Origin of the sequence: Nannocystis pusilla (genome assembly GCF_026626665.1) — a bacterium.
GTDB lineage: Bacteria > Myxococcota_A > Polyangia > Nannocystales > Nannocystaceae > Nannocystis > Nannocystis pusilla.
Genome location: NZ_JAPNKE010000002.1, coordinates 4,546,060 through 4,567,999 on the forward strand (window position 1 = coordinate 4,546,060; position 21,940 = coordinate 4,567,999).

Annotated in this window: 19 protein-coding genes; 8 read left to right on the top strand and 11 right to left on the bottom strand. The window is 72.6% G+C overall.

All coding sequences use genetic code 11. From position 1 onward, the window contains the following. Positions 1 to 102 precede the first annotated feature (102 nt). Positions 103 to 879, top strand: coding sequence for a hypothetical protein (locus OV079_RS20015; RefSeq protein ID WP_267770433.1), 777 nt, complete (start codon positions 103 to 105; stop codon positions 877 to 879). A 74-nt stretch (positions 880 to 953) separates the two neighbouring features. Here the strand turns inward: OV079_RS20015 and OV079_RS20020 are convergent, their stop codons facing one another. Beyond that, complete coding sequence (locus tag OV079_RS20020) at positions 954 to 1,847, bottom strand: carbon-nitrogen hydrolase (protein WP_267770434.1); 894 nt, start codon at positions 1,845 to 1,847, stop codon at positions 954 to 956. A gap of 82 nt (positions 1,848 to 1,929) precedes the next feature. Between OV079_RS20020 and OV079_RS58225 the strand changes: the two genes are divergently transcribed. After that, positions 1,930 to 2,355 (top strand): DUF2330 domain-containing protein, encoded by a 426-nt coding sequence (locus tag OV079_RS58225; protein WP_420829416.1) that lies wholly within the window; start codon positions 1,930 to 1,932, stop codon positions 2,353 to 2,355. Then, positions 2,334 to 3,167, top strand: coding sequence for a DUF2330 domain-containing protein (locus OV079_RS20025; RefSeq protein WP_420829417.1), 834 nt, complete (start codon positions 2,334 to 2,336; stop codon positions 3,165 to 3,167). Before OV079_RS58225 ends, OV079_RS20025 begins: the two co-directional genes overlap by 22 nt. A 334-nt stretch (positions 3,168 to 3,501) precedes the next feature. Here the strand turns inward: OV079_RS20025 and OV079_RS20030 are convergent, their stop codons facing one another. From OV079_RS20030 to OV079_RS20040, 3 genes are read right to left on the bottom strand one after another with little or no spacing between them, the layout of a single operon-like run. Next, positions 3,502 to 4,449 (bottom strand): hypothetical protein, encoded by a 948-nt coding sequence (locus tag OV079_RS20030; RefSeq protein ID WP_267770435.1) that lies wholly within the window; start codon positions 4,447 to 4,449, stop codon positions 3,502 to 3,504. Continuing rightward, complete coding sequence (locus OV079_RS20035; RefSeq protein WP_267770436.1) at positions 4,410 to 6,092, bottom strand: AAA family ATPase; 1,683 nt, start codon at positions 6,090 to 6,092, stop codon at positions 4,410 to 4,412. Before OV079_RS20035 ends, OV079_RS20030 begins: the two co-directional genes overlap by 40 nt. Continuing rightward, positions 6,029 to 7,657, bottom strand: coding sequence for a protein kinase domain-containing protein (locus tag OV079_RS20040; protein ID WP_267770437.1), 1,629 nt, complete (start codon positions 7,655 to 7,657; stop codon positions 6,029 to 6,031). Before OV079_RS20040 ends, OV079_RS20035 begins: the two co-directional genes overlap by 64 nt. Positions 7,658 to 8,011: 354 nt before the next feature. Here OV079_RS20040 and OV079_RS20045 point away from each other — a divergent pair, with 354 nt between their 5' ends. The 4 genes from OV079_RS20045 (at position 8,012) to OV079_RS20060 (ending at position 13,403) form a co-directional block, all read left to right on the top strand. After that, complete coding sequence (locus tag OV079_RS20045) at positions 8,012 to 8,644, top strand: carbonic anhydrase family protein (RefSeq protein ID WP_267770438.1); 633 nt, start codon at positions 8,012 to 8,014, stop codon at positions 8,642 to 8,644. Between the two features lie 754 nt (positions 8,645 to 9,398). After that, positions 9,399 to 11,714 (top strand): DUF4215 domain-containing protein, encoded by a 2,316-nt coding sequence (locus OV079_RS20050; RefSeq protein WP_267770439.1) that lies wholly within the window; start codon positions 9,399 to 9,401, stop codon positions 11,712 to 11,714. A gap of 193 nt (positions 11,715 to 11,907) precedes the next feature. Next, positions 11,908 to 12,723, top strand: coding sequence for an SDR family NAD(P)-dependent oxidoreductase (locus OV079_RS20055; RefSeq protein WP_267770440.1), 816 nt, complete (start codon positions 11,908 to 11,910; stop codon positions 12,721 to 12,723). Positions 12,724 to 13,019: 296 nt separating this feature from the next. Continuing rightward, positions 13,020 to 13,403 carry a hypothetical protein gene (locus OV079_RS20060; protein WP_267770441.1) on the top strand — a complete coding sequence of 128 codons (384 nt, stop codon included), beginning with the start codon at positions 13,020 to 13,022 and terminating at the stop codon, positions 13,401 to 13,403. Positions 13,404 to 13,535: 132 nt separating this feature from the next. On the opposite strand, the gene OV079_RS20065 is transcribed toward OV079_RS20060, so the two are convergent. From OV079_RS20065 to OV079_RS20095, 7 genes are all read right to left on the bottom strand, one after another. After that, positions 13,536 to 15,623, bottom strand: a complete 2,088-nt coding sequence (locus OV079_RS20065) for a DUF4215 domain-containing protein (RefSeq protein WP_267770442.1) — start codon at positions 15,621 to 15,623, stop codon at positions 13,536 to 13,538. A gap of 407 nt (positions 15,624 to 16,030) precedes the next feature. Next, positions 16,031 to 17,164 carry a cyclopropane fatty acyl phospholipid synthase gene (gene cfa, locus OV079_RS20070; RefSeq protein ID WP_267770443.1) on the bottom strand — a complete coding sequence of 378 codons (1,134 nt, stop codon included), beginning with the start codon at positions 17,162 to 17,164 and terminating at the stop codon, positions 16,031 to 16,033. A gap of 4 nt (positions 17,165 to 17,168) precedes the next feature. Beyond that, positions 17,169 to 17,927: an enoyl-CoA hydratase/isomerase family protein gene (locus OV079_RS20075; RefSeq protein WP_267770444.1), complete on the bottom strand. Its 759-nt coding sequence runs from the start codon at positions 17,925 to 17,927 to the stop codon at positions 17,169 to 17,171. Between the two features lie 8 nt (positions 17,928 to 17,935). Further along, positions 17,936 to 18,802 (bottom strand): acyl-CoA desaturase, encoded by an 867-nt coding sequence (locus OV079_RS20080; protein WP_267770445.1) that lies wholly within the window; start codon positions 18,800 to 18,802, stop codon positions 17,936 to 17,938. A 4-nt stretch (positions 18,803 to 18,806) separates the two neighbouring features. Further along, positions 18,807 to 19,595 (bottom strand): fatty acid desaturase, encoded by a 789-nt coding sequence (locus OV079_RS20085; RefSeq protein ID WP_267770446.1) that lies wholly within the window; start codon positions 19,593 to 19,595, stop codon positions 18,807 to 18,809. Between the two features lie 142 nt (positions 19,596 to 19,737). Next, entirely contained in the window at positions 19,738 to 20,586 is an 849-nt protein-coding gene (locus tag OV079_RS20090; protein WP_267770447.1) for an HTTM domain-containing protein, read from the bottom strand. Next, positions 20,573 to 21,034: a hypothetical protein gene (locus OV079_RS20095; protein ID WP_267770448.1), complete on the bottom strand. Its 462-nt coding sequence runs from the start codon at positions 21,032 to 21,034 to the stop codon at positions 20,573 to 20,575. Before OV079_RS20095 ends, OV079_RS20090 begins: the two co-directional genes overlap by 14 nt. Positions 21,035 to 21,787: 753 nt before the next feature. Between OV079_RS20095 and OV079_RS20100 the strand changes: the two genes are divergently transcribed. After that, positions 21,788 to 21,934 (top strand): hypothetical protein, encoded by a 147-nt coding sequence (locus OV079_RS20100; protein WP_267770449.1) that lies wholly within the window; start codon positions 21,788 to 21,790, stop codon positions 21,932 to 21,934. Positions 21,935 to 21,940 lie beyond the last annotated feature (6 nt).

The following is a 21,940-nucleotide window of genomic DNA, read 5'->3' on the forward strand; positions in this document are numbered from 1 at the left end:
CCGCGCGACGACGACGGCGTCTTCGCGGAGCGCGTCGACTTGCCGGCCGCGAAGCGATCGATCATTCTCCACACCATGCTTCGACTTACTTGTTGCCTTACATTGACCCTGATCACCGCCTGCAACCCCGGCAAGAACGACACCGAAGACGGCTCCTCGACCTCGTCGAGCACTTCGAGCGCGTCGACTGCCGACCCGACCGGGTCGACCGGTGCGACCGACCCGACCGACGCGATCGACCCGACCGAGTCGACCGAGTCGACCGAGTCGACCGACGGCAACGACCCGACCTCGACCACCACCTCCAGCTCCTCCGAGCCGCCGCCGGACACCACCGGCACCACCGGCAGCGAGGCGGACGAGTTCGGCTTCGTCTGCGTCGAGCTGGCCAAGGCCGAGAGCGAGGAGAGCGACCCGTTCGCGGGCACGGACACGATCTACCTCACCCTCGAGCTCGAGCCCTGCCTGAACGACTTCTACCAGTCGCACCCTGAATACGTGGACGGGCCCGAGGGGTTGGCGGTGCTGGACGAGTGGCGTGCCCGGCTGTGCAGCGAGGCCGTCGCGCCTGGGCTCGTGTCCTGCGAGGTCGATCACTTCGAGACCAACATGAGCGAGGGCGTCCCGATCCAGTTCACCGTGGCCTACAAGGTGCTCGACGCCGCCCAGATCGACGGGCGCATGCTGCTCTGGGGCCCGGCCCCGCTGGCGGAGCTGGCGGGCTGCGAGCCGAAGGCGAAGCTCACGACGCCGGTCAGCGTGCAGGGCTTCCCCGAAAATGGCGGGCCCCTGTGGTCGGCGCAGAGCTGGGAGAACCCCGTCGGCCTGGTCAAGTCCGAGGCCGACGGGTGCATCAAGGTCCACGTGGCGAAGAAGTAGTGCTGCGCGAAGCGCTGGCCGAACGGAGATGCCCCTCTGGACATGTCCAAAGGGGCATCTGCAAGAGCGCGGCCTCAGTCGCGGAAGCGCTTGGTGAGCTCGGCGTAGGCGTCGATGCGGCGGTCGCGGAGGAACGGCCAGATCCGCCGCACCTGCTCGCTGCGGCCGCGGTCGACCTCGACTACCACGACCTCGGCCGACTCGCCGGCCTTGGCCAGGAACTCGCCCTGGGGGCCGGCAACGAAGCTGTGCCCCCAGAACTGCAGGCCGGGGTTGACGCCGCTCGGGTCGGGCTCGTGGCCGACGCGGTTGGCGACCACCACCGGCAGGCCGTTGGCGACCGCGTGGCCGCGCTGCACCGTGATCCACGCCTCGCGCTGGCGCATGCGCTCGTCCTCCGAGTCGCGCATGTCCCAGCCGATCGCCGTGGGGTACAGCAGCAGGTCGGCGCCGGCGAGCGCCATCATGCGCGCGCCTTCGGGGTACCACTGGTCCCAGCAGACCAGCACCCCGAGCTTGCCGACCGACGTCTCGATCGGGTTGAAGCCGAGGTCGCCGGGCGTGAAGTAGAACTTCTCGTAGTAGGCCGGGTCGTCGGGGATGTGCATCTTGCGGTACTTGCCCGCGATGCTGCCGTCCTTCTCGAGCACGACCGCGGTGTTGTGATAGAGCCCGACGGCGCGGCGCTCGAACAGCGAGGCGACGATGACGACCCCGAGCTCCTTGGCCAGCGCGGCCAGCTCGTTCGAGGTCGGGCCGGGGATCGACTCGGCCTGGTCGAACACCGCGGTGTCCTCGGTCTGGCAGAAGTACAGCCCCGCGTGCAGCTCCTGCAGCAGCACCAGCTCGGCCCCGCGACGGGCCGCCTCGCGGATGCCGGCCACCGTCGTGCGGAGGTTGTGCTCGCGGTCACCCGTGTTCTGCTGCTGCACCAGCCCGATCGTCCAGGTCGCCTTGCGCGTGGTCATGACGCGCCTCTATACGGCTTCCGCCGGCCTGGCGCCAGCACTTCGTGCGCGAGCGCGCGTCGGCTTGTGGCATGCTTGAGCCATGGCCTCACTTCCCTTACGCCCCTTCGCCCGCACCTCCGTGGTCATCCTCACCGCGCTGGTCGCCACCCTCACCCGCCCCGCCCCCGCGGCCGCCTGCGGCGGCATGGTCTTCCCCGAGCACGAAGCCCGCGTCGGCGGCATGAGCGACCAGGAGCTCGCCGTCGTGTTCGGCGTCGAAGAGACCGTGCTGGTCGCCTCCGCCCGCTACGAGGGCGTCGACGCGGCCGAGTTCGCCTTCGTCCTCCCCCTCGCCAGCGCCCCCGCCGACGTCCGCGACGGCGACCCCGCGCTGTTCCTCGCCCTCGACGAGTACAGCGCCCCGCGCGTCGCCATCTACCAGAGCGAGGACGAGCCGATGGGCCTGTGCGGCAGCAGCGACAAGGAGGCAGCCTCGGCGACGGCATGGGCGATGGCGCCGACGTGATGGTGATCGACCGCGGCGAGACGGCGACCTACGAGTACGTCGTGATCGGCGGCGACACCGGCACCGCGATCGCCGACTGGCTGACCGACGCCGGCTACCCGCTGCCCGCCGACTACGCCGCCGCGCTCGCGCCGTACGTCGAGGACGAGTGGTTCTTCTTCGCCGCCAAGGTCAAGCCCGCGGCCGACAGCGGCGTGCTGGCGCCGATCGAGCTCCACCTGCCGCCGGCCCAGCCTGCCACCTTCGAAATCCCGCTGGCGATCGCCACCCACTCGATGAAGCCGGACGCCGAGCTGCGGCTCACCACCTACTTCCTCGGCGGCGGCCCGGTGCTGCCGCAGAACTACGCGGCCCAGGCGGTCGACGACGACGAGCTGGTCGCGCTGTCCGAGACCGAGACCAACTACGCCGAGCTCGAGGCCGCGGTGCTCGCCAGCGACCCCGAGGGCGCGTGGGTGATCGACTTCTCGAACCCGCTCTACGCCGGCGGCCTCGCCGAGGCCTACGACCAGGGCACGTGGGCCGGCCGCATCGACCCCGAGACGGCCAGCCGCGTCTGGCTCGAAGACTTCGGCGCCCGCGCCGGCCTCGACGGCCTCCACCTCACCCGCCTGCGCACCGCCCTGAAGCCGGCGCAGATCCGCGACCTCACCCTGCGCGCCGCCTCCGGCCCGCCGGTCGACGCCGTCCACGCCGTCGAGTATGACCCCGACGCCGGCCAGGCCTGCCAGATCGACCGCACCGGCCGCCTGCCCCAGCTCCTGCTGCTGGTGCCGGTGCTGGCGTGGATCCGCCGCAGGCCGCGGCGCTGACCCATCGAGCATGCTCTTCGGAGCATGCTCTTCGAGCATGCTCTTCGGGGCATGTTCTCCGAGCATGCTCTCCGGGACATGCCATGACATTCCGCGGCGCACGCGAACATGAGCGCCGCGATCGGGTGCCCCTGCCCGGCCGCCGACGCGGGCTCCGTCGCTGGCACGCTATCGGGTGCGCCTTCCCGCCCGTCGACGCGCGGGCTCCGTCGCCGGCACGCTGTCGGGTACGCCTTCCCGGCCGCAGACGCGCGGGCTCCGTCGCCGGCTCGCGGTCGTGCGCGCCTGCCCGGCCGGCGACGCGCGCGGGCTCCGTCGCCGGCTCGCGGCCGGCCTATCCGAGCCGCCCCAGCAGCGCCCGGGCCTCGCGCAGGTCGGCCGTCTCGAGCCCCTCGGTGAACCACTCGTACACGCCCGACACCAGCGCGCGGGCCTCGCCGGGGCTGCCGCGCAGGACCAGCAGGCGGGCCTGGCTGAGCGCCAGGCGCAGCTCCCACGCGCGCGCCTGCTGGCGGCGGGCGACCTCGAGGCCGCGGCGGAAGCAGTCCTCGGCGGTGCGCGTGCCCGACGTCATCCCGGTCGACAGCAGCAGCTCGCCGCGCAGGCGCAGCACCTCGGCCTCGAAGAAGCGCTCGCCGGAGCGGCGCATGAACTCCTCGACCTCGTCGACCTTGCGCATCGCCTCGTCGTGACGGCCGGCCCGCCACAGGCCCCAGATGGCGGCCGCCTGGAAGAACGAGATGCCGGCCTTGGCGCCCGTCCGCGTCCACCCGGCCACGCCCTCGGCCAGCTCGGCCGCCCCCGCCTCGCGCTCGCCGACCCCGAGCTGGGCCCAGCCGCGCTGGATCTGGCACATCGCCAGCCACAGCTGCAGCTTGTGCTCGGTCGCCACCTGCTCGGCGCGGTCGGCCAGATCGCGGGCGACCGCGAACTCGCCGCGGTAGTTGTGGATCGTCGCCAGGTAGTTCATCGCGAACGCGATGCTCAGCGGGTGCTCGATCTGCTGGGCCAGCGCCAGCGCCTCGCGGGCGCGCGCCACCGCCTGGTCGGGGTAGCCGAGGAACCACAGCACCCACCCGAGGTACAGCCCGTTGGTCACCCCCGGGTCCTGGCCGTAGCGCAGCGCCAGCTTGCCGTGCTCGCGCACGTCGTACAGCGCGAGGCCCTTCTCGGTCAGCTCGCGGCAGCCGGCGATCTCGCCGAGCAGCATCTGGCTGGTCCCGAGCGCGCGGTAGGCCAGCATCAGCATCGTGCGGTTGTCGGTGGTCTCGGCCTGCGCCACCAGTGGCGCCCGAGGTTGGCCGAGATCTCGGCCGCGCCGCCGACCATGTAGAACTGCCACAGGCCGAGCACCGACGGGAACAGCTGGGCGTCGTCGCCGGCGCGGCGGCACAGCTCGCGCGCGCGGGCGTAGGTGTCGTGGACCTCGGGCGCCGCGTAGCCGCGGATCGACATCAGCGGCGCGCCGAGGGCCAGCTGCAGCGCCAGCTCCTTGCGGTCGCGCGGATCGCCCTCGGGCCGGTCGCGCAGCAGCGCGATCGCCCGCGAGTAGTGCGACACCGCGTCGGTGTTGGCCGAGCGCTGCACCGCCTTCTGCCCGGCCTTCTCGAGCCACTCGATCGCGCGCTCGCAGTCGCCGGCCTCGACGAAGTGGTGCGCCAGCAGCTCGGGCTGCAGCTCGGCGAGCTCGGGGAATTGGCCGAGGATCGCCCGCGTCGCCTGTTGGTGCAGGTACTGCCGGCGCGGCCGCAGCAGCGAGCCGAGCGCCGCCTCCTGGATCAGCGCGTGGCGAAACACGTAGCGGGCCGCCTGCTCGCTGCCCTCGGCGCGGACGATGCCGGCCTCGACCAGCTGCATCAGGCCGGTGCGCAGCGTGTCCTCGTCGCGGTCCGACGCGTGGCGCAAGAGCGCGTACGTGAAGTCGCGCCCGAGCACCGCCCCGAGCTGGGCCGCCTCGCGCCCGGCCTCCTGCAGGCGGTCGAGGCGGGCCAGCAGCAGCTCCTGCAGCGTCGCCGGGATGGCCGCCAGCGCCGAGCTGGCCTTGCGGACATCCGCCTCCCGGCCCTCGCGCTGCCACACCTCCGCCGCGGACTGCGTGATCTCCTCGACGAACAGCGGGATGCCGTCGGCGCGCGCCACCAGCTGCTCCACCAGCGCCTCCGGCAGCGCCTGTCCGCGGGCCGCCAGCGCCACCATCGCCGCCGTCTGGTGCGGCGACAGCCGGCGCAGCGCCAGCCGGTGCAGGTGCGGCCGCGCCGGCCAGTTGGGCATGAACTCCGGCCGCGACGTCGCCACCACCATCAGCGGCGCGTCCTCCATGCGGGCCACCAGCAGCTCGAGCAGCTCGAGCGTGCTCTGGTCGCTCCAGTGCAGGTCCTCGACCACCAGCAGCGTCGGCCGCTGCGCGGCCAGGGCCATGACCGTGCGGATCAGCGCCTCCTGCACCCGGTTCTTCAGCAGGTCGGGCGACAGCTGCGGCGCCGCGTACCTGTCGTTCAGCGGGATCGCCAGCACCGCCGCGAACAGCGGCACCGTCTCCTGCAGCGGCACGCGCAGGGCCGCCAGCGCCGCCTCGACCCGCGCCAGGCGCTCGCTCGCCGCCGTCTCCGGGTCGATGTCCAGCGCCCGCATCGTCGCCTCGAGCAGCGGGTGCAGGGCGCTGTTGCGGAAGTGCGGCCAGCACTGGCACACCAGCCGCTGGTGGGCCTCGCCGGCCGTGTACGTGCGCAGCGTCTGCACCAGCCGCGACTTGCCGAGCCCCGCCTCGCCCGACAGCAGCACGAACTGCCCGCGGCCCTCGCGGACCTGGGCCCACAGCCCGCGCAGCGCCTCGATCTCGGCCTCGCGCCCGACCAGCGGCGTCAGCTCCTCCGCCGCGCGGTCGAACCGGCTGACCGTGCGACTCGGCCGCAGCGCCCGCAGCACCTCGATCGTGCGTCCGGCCCCGGGCGGTCGCCGCTCGCCGCGGGCCTCGACCTCGATCGTCCCGCGGACCCGCGCCGCGCGCGGCCGCTGAGCAGGATCTCGTGCGGGCCCGCCTGTCCTTCGAGCCAGGTCGCTACGTGCGGCAGCTCGCCGAGCAGCCGCGGCGCCGCCTCGTGCTCGCGCTTGTCGGCGACCACCGAGCCGCTGCAGATCCCGATCCGCGCCGCCAGGGTCGCCCCGCCCGAGCCGGCCAGGCCGCGCACCGAGTCGACGATCAGAAACCCCGCCCGCAGCGCCCGCTCCGCGTCGTCCTCGTGCGCCGCGGGCCAGCCGAAGCACACCAGCGCGTGCCCGCCGTGGGCCGCCACCACCGCGCCGTCGAGCTGGCGCGCCACCGTGGCGCAGATGTCCAAAAAGCCATCCAGCACATCGGCGTAGGCGTCGGCGTCCAGCACCTCGGCCAGCGCCAGCGCCTCGACCAGCGAGCACGACAGCAGCGTCACCTGGCGGCGCTCGCTGGCGCGGGTCCGCGGGCGCTCGGCCGGCTCCTCGCCCGCGCGGCCCGGTCGCGCCAGCGCCAGCTCGAGCCCGACCAGCGCGTCGAGCAGCTCCTCCGCCGTGCCGAACCGGCGCGCCACGTCCTTGGCCAGCGCGCGGGCGGCCACCGCCTCGGCCTGCTCGGGCAGCTCGGGCCGGAACGCGCGCAAGAGCGGCGCCGGGGCCTCGGACAGCACGTTTTGCCGCACCTCCGACAGGTGGTCGCGCCAGAACGGCGAGCGCCCGCACAGCATCTCGAACAGCATCACCCCGACCGACCACAGGTCCGTGCGGCCGTCCTGGTCCTCGCCGCGCCACTGCTCCGGCGACATGTAGCGCGGCGTGCCCGACAGCGGCGACGTCGGGTGGTCGGCGCGCCCGGCCACCACCGACGCCAGGCCGAAGTCGACGATCTTGGCCCGCCCGTCGCGCGTCACGAACACGTTGGCCGGCTTGAGGTCGCGGTGCACGATGCTGGCCCGGTGCGCGTGCGACAGCCCGCGGACGATGTCGATGATCACCCCGACCACGCGGCGGGCGTCGAGCGGGCCCTCGGCCAGCACCGCGTCGAGCGGCCGGCCCTCGAGGTACTCCATCACCAGGAACGGCACCCCTGCGGCGCTGCCGAGGTCGAACACGCGGACGATATTTTCGTGGCTGAGGCGCGCGCTGGCCCGCGCCTCGCCGCGGAACCGTTCGACCAGCTCGCGCCCGCTGTCGTCGGTCGGCGCCTGCAGGATGAACTTGATCGCCACCGGCCGGTCGAGCAGCGTGTCGCGGGCCAGGTAGACCACGCCCATGCCGCCGGCCCCGAGCCGCTCGAGCAGCTCGAAGCGCTGCCCGTCCTCGCCGCCGATCCGGTCGCCCTTCTTCGCCAGCGGCATGAACCCCGGCTTCTCGCCCGCGCCGTGGAGGATGGTCGTCTCCTCCGCGTCCGACAGCAGCTCCGCCGGCCCGCCGCTCCAGCGCGTCACCATCTGCCCGAGGAGCGTCCCTTCCAGAGCCGACGGCGCGACGGTGTCCTTCACATCCCGCTTCTATCACGAGGGCGTCGTCCTCGATCGTGCGTCATGGTCCGCGCGGTCCGCATGGGGGTACAGGACCGCATTCGCAAGCGGGCGGAACCGCCCGCACCATTCGCACGCCACGGCCGAGACCGACGATTCGAGGTCGCCTTGTCCTATCATTTGGACCGCGGATCGGCGACTCCTCGGGCGCACTTGCGAATCGTCGTTCCTCGCGCCGCCGACCGCCCGCTCGAGTTCGCCCCGATCCGTTCCCGCGCGCCGGCTGTTCCGGCCTGCGAGCGGCCTCTGCGGCCCTGCGGCGGCCCCTGGCGGCCCGGCTTGCCGCCCCGCCGGGGCGCGCTATCAGGTCCGGTCATGCCAGCACCCCTCGTGACCCCGCAGCTCACCCAGCAGTCGCCGATCAAGCTCCATACCATGAGGAGCTATTACGCGCCCGAGCTGAGGCCGCTCGAGTTTCAATACACCAAGGTCGCCGGCACGCTCGTGGGCGAGGAGTTCGTGCTCGACCGGACCGGCGCCGGTTGCCACGTCGTCTTCGACGGCATGGAGTGTCCGCTGCGCAAGCTCCACTTCCACGCGCCCGGCGAGCACCGCATCGACGGCATGGTCTCCGAGCTCGAGCTGCACCTCGTGCACGAGATCCTCGAGTACCCCGACGCCTACCCGTCGGCCTACCTGGTCGTCGGCGTCATGCTCGAGTCCAAGACCGACAAGACCGGCCAGGCGCAGCCGCTCGCGCCGTGGCTGCGCGGCCACTTCGACGCCCGCGCGGTCGCCCGCGGCCGGCGCGGCGATCGGCAGGAGTACGAGGTCGACCCGTCGGTCTACCTGCCGGAGGACCGCGCCTACTTCCGCTACGAGGGCTCGCTCACCACCGGCGACACCGAGGAGGTCGTGACCTGGACCGTGCTGCGCGACTTCAGGACCATCGAGGGGCCCGCGCCGCTGCAGCTCGACCCGAGAGCAGCCGGCTGGTCCAGCCGCTGATGCGCCGCTACGTCCTCCGCAGCTTCGCCCTGATCGCCTGAGCCGGCGCCGACGCGCCCGGCAGCACGACCTCCTGACCCGCTCGGCGCGCCGCCGGGCGGGTTTTCATGCGTGGTAAACCGAACGCCCGCGATGCCCGCGAGCGGGCACCCCAACCTCCGCTCCTGGGAGCGACGAACTCGAGGGCCCGTCGCCTCGGCTCCGGGACCGCGACGTCGCGCCGCGCTGCCGCCACCCTGCACGGCTCGGGCGCACCGGACCCGCGAGCTCCGCCACCGCGCCCGCAGGCGCCAGCGGACTCGACCGGCGCCTCGCAGCAATGGAAGACCCCGCCGCGTCGCGTGAGCTCGGTGCTGTCATTGCCGACAGGCGCCGTCCGATCGCTGCTATCACCATGGAGTCGAAGAGCGGAGCCCGCGGTCGGCGCCGGATCGCCATTCATGAGAGGACGCGCCGCGGTCGCCGCCGCAGCCGCGCTGGAAGACCTGGGCAAGCGCCTTCATGCGCGCCTCCCCCAGGGCGAATTCCTGGCCACGGACGCGGCGCGCGGGCGGAGCGCCCCGATGCGAACCTTCCGCCATTGTGCATACATCGGTGACCACGCGGACGCCGCCGCGTGGTCCTACGAATCGCCTTTCGCCTGACCTCGCGCTGTCGGCCGCTGCGGACGCTGGTGTGCCGGCGCCGGCGAGTGATAGGTTGCGCGCGGGAAGGTCGGGGAACAATGCGTAGACTGGGTGGCGGCAGGAATGTCATGAGTTTGGCGTGCGCGCTGGCGCTGTGGAGCGGATGCAGCAGCGACGTGCCTGCGGGCACCGAGTCGGTCGGCGGCAGCACCACCGAGGTCGGGACCGGCACCACCGCGCCCGATCCGACCACCGGGACGTCGACCACGACGACGACCTCCGACGCGCCGACGACCACGGGCATGGCGTCGGACGGCGAAGCGACGACGACGGGGATCGCCGGCGAGACGGAGACGGGCGAGCCGACCGGCGGGACCACCTCGGACGCGGTCTGCGGCGACGGCGTGGCCGAGGGCGGCGAGGCGTGCGACGACGGCCGCGACAACGGACCGGGCAAGCCGTGCACCGACGCCTGCGCGCTCAACACCTGCGGCGACGGCGACAAGAGCCCCACGGAGGAGTGTGACAACGGGGCGATGAACGGGGACACGAACGGCTGCAAGGCCGACTGCACCGTCAACGTGTGCGGCGACGGGGCGGTCGGACCGGGCGAGGGCTGCGACGACGGCAACCAGAACGACGGCGACGACTGCACCAACGCGTGCGCGGTGGCCAGCTGCGGCGACGGTGCGGTGGCGCCGACCGAGGCGTGCGACGACGGCAACCAGGACAACACCGACGAGTGCACCGCCGCGTGCACGCTCCCGGCCTGCGGCGACACCTTCGTCCAGTCCGGCGAGGGCTGCGACGACGGGGCCGCCAACAGCGACAACGGCGCCTGCACCCTGAGCTGTCAGTTCAACGTGTGCGGCGACGGCGTGGTGTTCAACCTCGAGCCCGGCACCGAGCAGTGCGACCTCGGGGCCGACAACGGCCCCGGCAAGGCGTGCAACGCCACCTGCCAGCTCAACGTGTGCGGCGACGGCGACAAGGGCCCCGACGAGGACTGCGACGACGGCAACTTCGACGGCGGCGACGGCTGCTCGGCCGCGTGCAAGCTCGAGCAGTGCGGCAACCTCATCGTCGACCCCGGCGAGGACTGCGACGACGGCATCGACGGCGACAACGACGACGGCTGCACCGACGCGTGCAAGGCCCCGACCTGCGGCGACAGCTTCGTGCAGGACAGCCTCGGCGAGACCTGCGACCTCGGCGGCGGCAACAGCAACACCGGCGACTGCACCCTCGGCTGCCAGACCGCCGCCTGCGGCGACGGCTTCGTCCACGCCGGCGTCGAGCAGTGCGACGACGGCGCCAACAACGGCGACACCAAGGCCTGCAAGGCGAACTGCACCTTCAACGTGTGCGGCGACGGCTTCGTCGGCCCGGGCGAGACCTGCGACGACGGCAACACCAGCAACGAGGACGGCTGCACCAACGTGTGCAAGCCGGCCAGCTGCGGCGACGGCTTCAAGCAGCCGGGCGAGGCCTGCGACCTCGGCCAGGCCAACAGCAACACCGGCGCCTGCACCCTCGCCTGCGCCCTCCCGGTCTGCGGCGACACCTTCACCCAGGCGGGCGAGGAGTGCGACGACGGCAACCTGTCCAACGCCGACGCCTGCCTCGGCACCTGCAAGCTCGCCAAGTGCGGCGACACCTTCGTGCAGGCCGGGGTCGAGCAGTGCGACGACGGCAACGCGAGCAACACCGACACCTGCACCAACACGTGCAAGGCCGCCGTCTGCGGCGACACCTTCACCCAGCCGGCGATCGGCGAGCAGTGCGACGACGGCAACCAGGTCACCACCGACGCCTGCACCAACGCGTGCAAGTCGGCGACCTGCGGCGACGCCATCGTGTGGGCCGGCAACGAGCAGTGCGACGACGGCAACGCGGTCAACACCGACGCGTGCGTGGCCGGCTGCAAGACCGCCAAGTGCGGCGACGGCTTCGTGCAGATGGGCGTCGAGACCTGCGACGACGGCAACGTCGCCAACAACGACGGCTGCAGCGCGGGCTGCCAGATCGAGATCTCGAAGTGCGGCAACGGGGTGATCGACCCCGGCGAGCACTGCGACACCGCCCTGCCGACGCCGGGGCCCGGGGTCGGCTGCAAGCCGGTGACGTGCCTCTACGACTTCAGCCAGATCACCCAGCTCTACTGCAACGGCACCTGCACGTGGGCCGGCGGCGAGGGCTGCGATCAGGCCGACGCCAACATCCTCTGCAAGCTCAAGACCGGCAACGCGAACAGCATCGCCACCAGCTGGACACCGGCGACCGCGCAGCCCACGTTCGGCTTCTCGTGCCCCGGCTACACCACCAACCTCGGCCCGCTGCCGGCCTTCGGCGTGCCGCAGGACGTGTGGTACCAGGGTGCGAGCATCCTCGGCAACCACGGCCCCGGCAACATCATCCTCAACCCGGTCTGCACGAACCCGTGAAGCCGGTCGCGCCGACGCCCTCGCCGCGAGGGCGTCGCGCGCGAGCGAGTCGAGCGCGCCGCGGACGCGGGCGGGTTTGCACGGACGGGAATCCAATCGCCGCGCCGGGCCGTGGGCGGTTTGCACGGATGGAAAACGGATTGCCACGGGTGCACGTTGCTGGGCACCCCGCCGCGCCGCATCCTCCGCGCCCATGTACGACTTCTCGGGCAAGACGGTGGTGGTGACCGGCGGATCGATGGGCATCGGGGCGGCGTTCGCCCGCGAGCTGGCGCGGCTCGGCGCGCGGCTGGTGTTGGTCGCGCGCAGCGAGGAACGCTTGCGCGCGCTCGCGGCCGAGCTCGCAGCCCGGTACGGCGCCCACGTCGACGTGATCGCCGAGGACCTGGCGCGCTCCGGCGCCCCCGCGCGGGTCCACGCCGCGGTCCAGGCCCTGGGCGTCGAGGTCGACGTCCTGATCAACAACGCCGGCTTCGCCACCCACGGCGCGTTCACGTCGGTGGACCTGGCGAGCCAGCGCGAGGAGATCGATCTCAACGTCGGCGCGCTGGTCGAGCTGACCCACCTGTTCCTGCCGCAGATCGAGCGCCGCCGCGGCGGGGTGATCCAGGTCGCCTCGACCGCCGCGTTCCAGGCGGTGCCGTACATGGCCGTGTACGCGGCCACCAAGGCGTTCGTGCTGTCGTTCAGCGAGGCGCTGTGGGCCGAGTACCGCGGCCGCGGCGTGCGAGTCCTGGCGCTGTGCCCCGGCGCCACCGACACCCCCTTCTTCGCCCGCGCCGGCGAGGCCGCGGCGTTCGGCAAGAAGGCGTCCGCCGAGGACGTCGTGCGACTCGGCCTCAAGGCGTTCGCGGCCGACCGCTCGCACGTCGTCCACGGCCTGAGCAACTACGTCACCGCGCTGTCGAGCCGGTGGTTCACCCGCGAGTTCGTGGCCAAGCTGTCGGGCCGACTGATGCGACCGAAGTCGACCCCGGAGCTGCACGCCGCCGAGGCGCCGCGGACCTGACGGCTCGCGCGCCGACGCTCGTCAGGGCGGAGCCGACGACCGTAGAACCGCAGCCGCCCCAGCCCGCGGGTAGCGACCGCGCGACGGCCCTCATCGCCGCCGCGACTAGCCCTGCCGCAACTTCGCCGCCTCCCTGGCGCGCCGGCGCTCGGTCACGGACACGGGATCGAGGCACTCGGCCGCCAGCATCGCCCCGAGCGGCACGAGCAGCGTCACGCGCACGCGGGTGTCCTTGCGCGCACGCGCCGAGCAGCGCGATCGCGTGGCGGCCCTGTTCCCAACTGGCGGTGAGCCGCGTGGTGTTGGCGCGGCCGTCCTGGACCCCGAGGTGGACCTGGAACCCCGACCTTCCTCCGTGCCCCGCCTGGAACTCGACGGCGATCCCTTCGACCACCACCGGCCCCGTGGCGAGCGAGCGCAACGCGTTCCACGAGAGCAGCAGCCCGAACCCGAGGACCCCGACGATCTCGCGGACGCGCGAGCCTCGAAGCGCGAGCAGGACCACCAGCCAGGCCGTGCATCCGAGCTGCAGGAAGAGCCGGCACCCGACCCACTCCGACCAGTCGTCGGGCGTCATCGCCGGCAGCCACGTGAAGAGGATGCCGCCGAATCCGCCGAGCACGATCGACGCGATCTGCAGCCCCGCGAACCTCGGTCCTCCCGCCATTCCTTCAGCGTAGCAGGCCCCGGGCCGGAGTCGGTGACGATCGTCCTCCGACCCGCTTTACGCCCCGCGGCGGCCACTTTTCCTGCGCGAACGCGGCTCGCCGCCGGTCGCTCCCGTGGCTCGTGGGAGCGACCGGCGGTCGGCGTCACGGCATCAGCGTCAGCGTCAGCGTCACGCTGTCGATCGTGCCGACGTCCGAGCCGGCGCGGTCGCCGACGCAGAACTTCCACGTGCCCTTGGCCGGGCTGCCGTCGAAGTCGGCGAAGCTGAGGCCCGGGCCGGCGCCGTGGCTCGGGGAGTAGTCGCAGGCGCCGTCGCCCTGGCACACCGTGGCGACGTCGGCGAGGGTGTTGCCCATCAGCTCCGCGCTCTTCAGCCCGCCGTCGCGGAACAGCACCGGGAAGTTCTTCGACAGGTCGGACGAGTCGCCGCCCGAGCCCGACACGCCGTCGTCGGCCAGCTCGGTGAAGCCGGGGCGGCTCATCACGGTGAGGGTCTTGCTGTCGGGGCTGACCAGCTTGAACACCAGGTCGCCGACCCACGTGTGGCTGATGCCGACCTGCAGCGTGACGTCGGCGACCTTGTTGGCGTTGTTGACGTCGAGGTTGACGCACGCCATCGTCGCCAGCGTGCCCTTGTAGGTCCCGTCGGGCACCGCCACGCCCAGCGCCGTCAGCTTGACCTGTGCGCCGAGCTCGAGCTTGCACGCCGCGTCGCAGCCGTCGCCCGCGACCGCGTTGCCGTCGTCGCACTGCTCGAGGTCCATGCGCAGGAAGCCGTCGCCGCAGGTCGCCGCCTTGCACTGCGCCACGCAGGCGTCGGTGTCGATCGGGTTGCCGTCGTCGCACTCCTCCACGCCGGCGAGCACCAGGCCGTCGCCGCACTCCGCCTGCTGGCAGGCGCCCGTGCACGGCGCGTCGTCGGCGTTGCCGTTCCCCTCGTCGCACTCCTCGCCCGGCTGGACGAAGCCGTCGCCGCACGCCGCGTTCTTGCACACGCTCGTGCAGGCGTCGTCGTCGCTCTGGTTGGCGTCGTCGCACTCCTCGTTCGGCCCCTTGAAGCCGTCGCCGCACACGGCGTCGGTGCAGTCCGTCTTGCACCACGCCTCGTCGTCGTTCTTGACGCCGTCGTCGCACTGCTCGTGGTTCTCCCACACCAGGTCGTCGCCGCAGGTCGGCAGCTTGCAGCCGAGGGTGCAATCGCCGGTGTCCTTGTTGTCGGGCCCGAGGTCGCACGCCTCGCCCACGCCGGCCTGCGTGAAGCCGTCGCCGCAGGTCGGCAGCTTGCACAGCGTCGTGCAGTCGTCGTCGTTGTCCGCGTCGCCGTCGTCGCACGCCTCGCCGGCGTCGAGCACCCCGTTGCCGCACGCCTCGAGCTCGCACGCCGCGTTGCAGCCGTCACCCGGCTCGGTGTCGCCGTCGTCGCACGCCTCGCTCGGGCTCGGGTCGCCGTCGCCGCACACGTTGAGCACGCAGCCGGCCAGGCACTCCTGCCCGGGGCCGTTGTCCTTGCCGAGGTCGCAGGCCTCGACGCCGTCCTGCACGAACCCGTCGCCGCACGCCGCGTGCTTGCACTCCGCCGTGCAGGCCGCGCTGGCGCCGTTGCCCGCGCCGTCGTCACACGCCTCGCCGTTCACCGCCTGGACGAGCCCGTCGCCGCACGCCGCGAGGGTGCAGGCGTTGGTACACGCGTCGTCGTCGACGTCGTTGCCGTCGTCGCACGCCTCCATCACCCCGGCCACCCCGTCGCCGCACTCCGGCACCGCGCACGCGTTGGTGCAGGTGTCGCCGTCGCGCGTGTTGCCGTCGTCGCAGCCCTCGCCCGGCCCCACGGCCCCGTCGCCGCACACGTTCGGCGTGCAGTCGGCCTTGCACGCCTTGTCGTCGCCGTTGTCCGCCCCGTTGTCGCACGCCTCGCCGGGGTCGATCACGCCGTCGCCGCACACCGCCGGCGAGCCGGTGGTCGAGTCGGTGTCCGTCTCGCCCGGATCGTCCGTGGTCGACGTCGCGGCGGTCCCCGTCTCGCTCGCCGACGCCGCCTCCGTGGTCGAGGTGCCCGGCGTGACCGTCGTCGTCTCGTCGACCGCCGTCGTGTCCGTGCCCGTGCCCGTGCCCGTGCTCGTCTCGTCGACCCCCGTGGTCGCCTCGCTCCGTCCGCCGCAGCCCGCCGCCAGCGCCGCCGTCATCGCCAGAGCGCGCAGCTCGACCTTCCCTACCCAACGCTCAAATCGCATCCGGCGACAGTAGAGCTCGCCAACAATACGGGCAACGCGCAATGTCGTGCCTCCACGGGCGAACGCGTACAGTCGCATGATTTCGCCCTGCGGACAATTACGCGTGGGCGATCGCAGGCGTCGCCCACGCGTGATTCAGCGCCGGCAGGCGCGCGAGACTTCGCCCGGACGAATCATCGCACCAGGGCCCGACTCACGGCCCGCCGGCACGCGCCCGAACCCGCGCGACAGCGCCGGATCGCACGCGCACGCGCACGCCGGCTCGTCGTCCGCAGCGACGCCCGAGCCGAAGCACGCGTCGATCGGCCGCGTGCCCCCCGGCTCCTCCTCGCCGAACCCGGACGCGCCCGCCGTCCCGGGCTGCGAGCAGCCACGACGAGCGCCTGATTCGCCCCCTCTGCCGTCTCTCAGCGGATCGATCGGTACCCGCCCCGCACCCCGCGCTTCGACAGCACGATCTGCCACAGCTGATTGCGACAGCCGGCGCGGAACGACCCGGCCATCGTCTGTAGATAATAGCTCCACATCCGTCGGAACCGCGTCGGCATCGCCGCCCCGCGCGCCTCGGCGTAGCGGAGGAAGTTCGCGTGCCAGGTCGTCACGGTGCGGTCGTAGTCGGCGCGGAAGTTGTGCCAGTCCTCGATCACGAACAGGCCCTGCACCGCGCGGCTGATGTCGGCGGTGGCCGGCAGCGCCCCGTTGGGGAAGATGTGGCGATTGAGCCAGGCGTCGGTGCGGCCGTGCTCGTTGCCGATCGTGTGCAGCAGGAACAGGCCGTCGTCGCGAAGCAGCCGGTGCGCCGATTCGAAGAACGCGCGGTAGTTGCGGTGGCCGACGTGCTCGAACATCCCCACGCTGCACAGCTTGTCGAACGGGCCCATGCGCCCCAGCGCCGGGTCGCGCCAGTCGAGCGCGTGGTACTCGGCCCCGCGCCCGTCGTCGTGGGCCGCGGCCCAGTCGCGCTGCGGCGCCGACACGGTGACGCCGACCGCCCGCGCGCCGCGGCTGTCGACCGCGTGGCGCACGAGCCCGCCCCAGCCGCAGCCGATGTCGAGCAGCGACTCACCTGTCCCGAGGTACAGCTTGGCGCAGACCAGCTCGAACTTGGCCCGCTGGGCCGCGTCGAGGTCGTCCGCCGCGCGCCAGTAGGCGCACGAGTAGGCCATCGTCGGCCCGAGCATCGCCGCGAACAGCTCGGTGTCGAGGTCGTAGTGGACCTCGGCCACCTGGCCCGCGCGCCGGCTCGACTGCAGGTTCACCAGCCGCGACGCGGTCGCCAGCGCCGCGGTGCGCCAGTCGAGCACCGCCTCGTCGCCACTGGTCCGCAGCACCCGCGCCGTCAGCTCGTCGATCGCCGCGCAGTCCCACCAGCCGTCCATGTAGCTGTCGCCGAGCGCCAGCGACCCGCCGAGCGCCACCCGCCGCCAGAACCGCGGGTCGTGCACGTGGATGTCCCAAGGGTCAGGTCCGCCCACGCGCGCCCCGGCGCGCTCCAGGGCCTGCTCGACCGCCCGCCGCGCCGCGCTCTCGAGGCCGCCCACGCCGTCAGTCCCGCTTCTTGAGCGCCGCCAGGGCGCTCGCCTGGGCGCGCACGCTGTCGGGCGCCATGACGACCTGCATCGCCATCCGGTCGAGCTCCGGGTGGGCGGCGATCGCCGCCATCGTCGGCTGCTGCAGCGCCTGCTTGCTGGCCGCGTAGGCCGTCGCGCTGTCGACCCCGATCCGCCGCGCCTCCTCCAGCGCCGTCGCCAGCAGCTGCTCCGGCGCGACCACGCGGTGGAGCACGCCCAGCCGCTGCGCCCCGGCCACGTCGTAGAGCTGGCCCGACAGCGTCATCTCGGCGGTCGCCGGCGTCCCGAGGGCGTAGCGCACCATCTCGATGTACGTCCACGGCATCGGGATCCCGACCGGCACCTCGTTGATGGCGAAGCGCGCCCGGCCCTCGGCGCCGACCCGCACGTCGCACGCGACCGCCAGGATCAGCCCGCCCGCGAAGGTGTTGCCGTTGATCGCCGCCACCGTGCGCCGCGGCAGGGCGAACACCCGCAGCAGGCTGCCGCGGAACTCGGCGAACCACGCCTGCAGCTCGTCCATGTCGTTGCGGGCGAACCGCGGGAACACGTCCTCGAAGTCGAGCCCGGCCGAGAACGTCTTGCCCTCCGCCGTCAGCACCACCGGCAGCGCCGGGTGGTCGCGCTCGACCGCGTCGAACGCCGCGTGCAGGTCGGCGAAGAACCCCGGGTTCATGCGGTTGACCGGGTTCGAGCGCATCGTGACGATCACCGCGCCCTCGCTGCGTTCCACGCTCCACTTCATACGAATGGCTCCCCGCGCTCGCTCGCGCCGGATGTCTCTTGCGACAGGTTCGTCGGCGTCTTCAGGTCCCACACCAGGCCGAGCGCCGCCCACAGGCGCAGCACGTACCAGCCGACGTCGAGCTCCCACCACACGTGACCCTGGCGGGCCGACGACGAGAACCGGTGGTGGTTGTTGTGGAACTCGCCGAGCGCCAGCACCCCGAGCGGCCAGTGGTTGCGGCTGAGGTCGTCGCTGGCGTAGCGGCGGTAGCCGCCCCACGCGTGGCTGAACGACTGCACCCAGTGCGTGATCTCCCAGATCAGCACCGTCGGCAACAGCCCGGCCCACAGCACGCCCTCCGCGCCCCAATAGTGGTACAGCCCGACGCACATCGCCGCGAACGGCACGAAGTGCCACGTATCGAGCCAGCGCAATTCAGGGTAGCGCGCCAGGTCGGGGATCGCCTCGAGGCAGGTCACGCGGTTGCGGCGGTCGAGGAACCATAGGTAATGCGAATAGAAGAAGCCCTGGAAATGCGGCGAGTGTAGGTCGCGGCTGGTGTCGGCGTTGCGGTGGTGGCGGCGGTGCGTCTCGGCCCACCAGATCACCCCGCCCTGCAGCGTCGTGCTGGCCAGCAGCGCCAGCACGAACTGGAACCACCGCGACGTCTTGAACGCCCGGTGGGCGAAGTAGCGGTGGAACCCGACCGTCAGCGCGAACATCCGCGCCGCGAAACCCACGGCGAACAGCGCCAGCGCGTGCCACGACAGGCCCGTGTAGATCACCCCGAGGCACAGCGCGTGGACCAGCAAATAGAAGCCCGCCGCCGACCACGACAGCTGCGACAGCGGCAGCGACCCCTTGCGGCGCCCCTCCTGCATGCGCTCAGCTCCCGGCCGCCTCGAACGGCGCCGCCTCGGCCGGCCGCACCGCCGGCAGCGGCGCTCCCGGCCGCCACTTGCGGTCGTACACGTACAGCTCGCGCGCCAGCCCGCACGCCGCCAGCGCGCGGATGACCGCCCAGCCGACGTCGAACTCCCACCACCGCGTCGAGAACTTGGCCGAGCGCGGGAACCGGTGGTGATTGTTGTGCGCCTCGCCGGCGATCACCAGCGCCAGCGGCACCACGTTGCGGCTGCCGTCGCGGGTCTCGTGATTGCGGTACCCGGCGTGGTGCCCGAGCCCGTTGATCACCCCGGCGCACAGCGGCATCCACATCAGCTGCAGCGCGAACCCGAGGAGCCCCAGCCACGGCCCCAGCAGCCCGAGGTAGATCGCGGCCAGCAGCGCCAGCCCGAGGTTGCTGCGCCCCTCGTAGAGGTTGCGCTCCAGCCAATCGTCCGGGCAGTCGTGGCCGAACCGCCGCAGCGTCGCCTCGTTGGTGCTCTCGCGGAAGTAATAGCGGTACCCGGCGAAGAAGATCGGCGCGATCCCGTGGACCACCGGCGAGTGCGGGTCGCCCTCGCGGTCGACGTACGCGTGGTGCTTGCGGTGGACCGCCACCCACGCCCGCACCCGCGTGCCCGTGGTCAGGAAGATCAGGAAGCGGAACACGTGCGCCGGCGCCGGGTGCAGCGCCACCGCCTTGTGCGCCAGAGCGCGGTGGGCGTAGACGCTGATGCTGATGTTGGCCAGCCAGCCGAACCCGACGCAGAGGAGAAGGACCGCGAGCACCGCGCAGATCCTTTATCAGGCGCCGCCCGGCCAAGTCAACGCCGACGCCCCGCCGTCCGCACCAGCGGGTTCCAGGGCTGCCGCTTCACCCCATGACATGGCCCTTTCGCCATGATTTATCAAACATGTCTGAAAGTTAACCTCACGCCTCGTCCGCCCGCGGTAGGGCCGCGGCGACCGCCCGGTGGACCGCCGATGGATCGATCACCGCCAGGTACAGCAGCACCATCGTCGCCGAGAACGTGTGGACCGGCAGCAGCACGTAGAGCCCCGCGTGGAACGCCACGCCCAGCGGCAGCAGCACGCGGTGCCACCGGGGTCGCCACACCCCGATCGCCAGCGCGAACTCCAGGGCGACCACCGTCCACGCCGCCGTCGCCGACACGATCGTCAGAGCTGTCCCGAGAGGCAGGTCCGAACCGAAGTAGTAAAACCCGGCGATCTGCTCGAGCCGCGCCCCGGACAGAAAACCCGCCTCGCACTTGTCGATCGCGCTCCACAGGTACACCGCCGACAATTGCGCAGTCATGAGCCGCAGGCCGAGCAGCGGCCCGCGCTCCGCCGGCGCCGCCACGCCGAGGCGACGCGCCCGCGCCAGCGCCCGCCAGCGATCGAGGGACAGCGAGCGCCCGCACGGCGTCAGCGCGCACAGCACGGTCGCCGACATCAGCACGAAGTGATGGTGGTGGATCCACGCGGTGCGCCCGCCCGCGGCCCCGATCGCGAAGTACATCGTCGCCACCACCATCGCCGCGGCCGCAGTCGCCGCGCGCGTCCACAGCCCGACGAGCATCGCCGCGGTCGCCGCGAAGAACCCGAGCGACAGCGCCAACATCGCCGGGCCCTCGGCCTGGACGAGCACCATGTCCTCGCCCCAGCGGGCCCACAGCAGCAGCGCGAGGCCGATCCGAATCAGCGCCATCGGCACCGTCGAGCCCTCGGCCCCGGCCCACCGGGCCAGGCGCGCCCCCTGCGATTCACGGGTCTTCATGACCACGCGGCCGCGTCCCCGGGATCTGCGGCCGCGGGGGCAGCGGCCGACACAGGTCGTGTTCACCGGCGTGCAGCGGCACCCAGCCCCGCATCGTCGCGATGCTGGCGCGCGCGCGCAGGTCGACGGCCCCGAGCTTTCCGCACAGCTCGCCGGCGACGCGCAGCAGCCCCGCCTCGCCCGTCATCGTCCGCAGCCAGCGCGGCGCGGTCGGTCGCTCGCGGCCCAGCGCCGCGTAGCGATCGATCGGCGTCTCGCGCCCGTCCGCGTCGCGCACGCTGAACGCCGCGACCACCAGCCCGACGCCGACCTCGTTGAACAGCTCCCAGTCGCGCACGAATCGGCTGCGACCGCCGAACACCTGGCGATACGCCGGCATCAGCACGAGCCCGGCCGCGACCGCGACGAACACGAGCGCCCGGGTCCGCGTCGCCGTCGTCGTCGTCACGGCTCGACCCTAACAAGTCCGCGCCCTCGCAGCGCCCGCGCGCACCGCCTCGACGCCGTGACGGATCGGTCCGCGCCCGGCCACGTCATATTGACGGACCATGCCCTCTCCGCGCGCTGCTGACCCTCGTCCTCCTCGTCCCGGCCTGTCCCGAGCGCCCCACGGACGACACCGAGACCGGCACGACCGCCCCGAGCACCGGCGAGGCCCCCGGGACCGACAGCGAGGCTCCGGCGCCACAGTCGGCACGACGACCCCCGGCTCCACGACGTCCGTCCCGCCCACCACCACCGAAGACACCGCCACCACAGTCGCCCCGTCCACCACCACCGGCGACGGCGACACCGACGACAGCGCCGCCACCGACGATCCGAGCGGCACGGCCACCAGCACCACCGTCTTCAAGATCGACCTCCCCGCCGCGCAGTGGCCCGCCGGCCTCGTCGGCTGCGACCTCGACGCCCCTGCCGGCACCATGGTCACCGGCGACACCGAGCTCGGCCCGTTCACCGCCACCCGCGCTTACTTCGGCTGGTGGGGCTTCGACGATCAGGAGAAGCCGACGATCCTGTTCGTCTCGCCCGAGGCCGACCCGGCCGTCGAGGTCGAGGAGAAGAGCGGCAGCAGCGGCGCGGTCTATTTCGGCGACATCGTCACCGAACCCCTGCTCTTCGGCGGCTGGGTCGGCGACTGGGCCGCCAACCTCAGCGTCCGCGCCAACGGCATGATCACCTTCCCCGGCCGCTGCCTGCGGTGGACATCGTCGAGCTCGCCGGCACTTGGGACATCGCCGATCCCGCCGATCCGCCGCGGCTCGTCGGCACGGTCAAGGGCCCGATCGCGGGCCCGTTCAACGCCGTCTTTTGCGACAAGCTGGTCGAGAACATCTTCCCCGAATGATGCCAC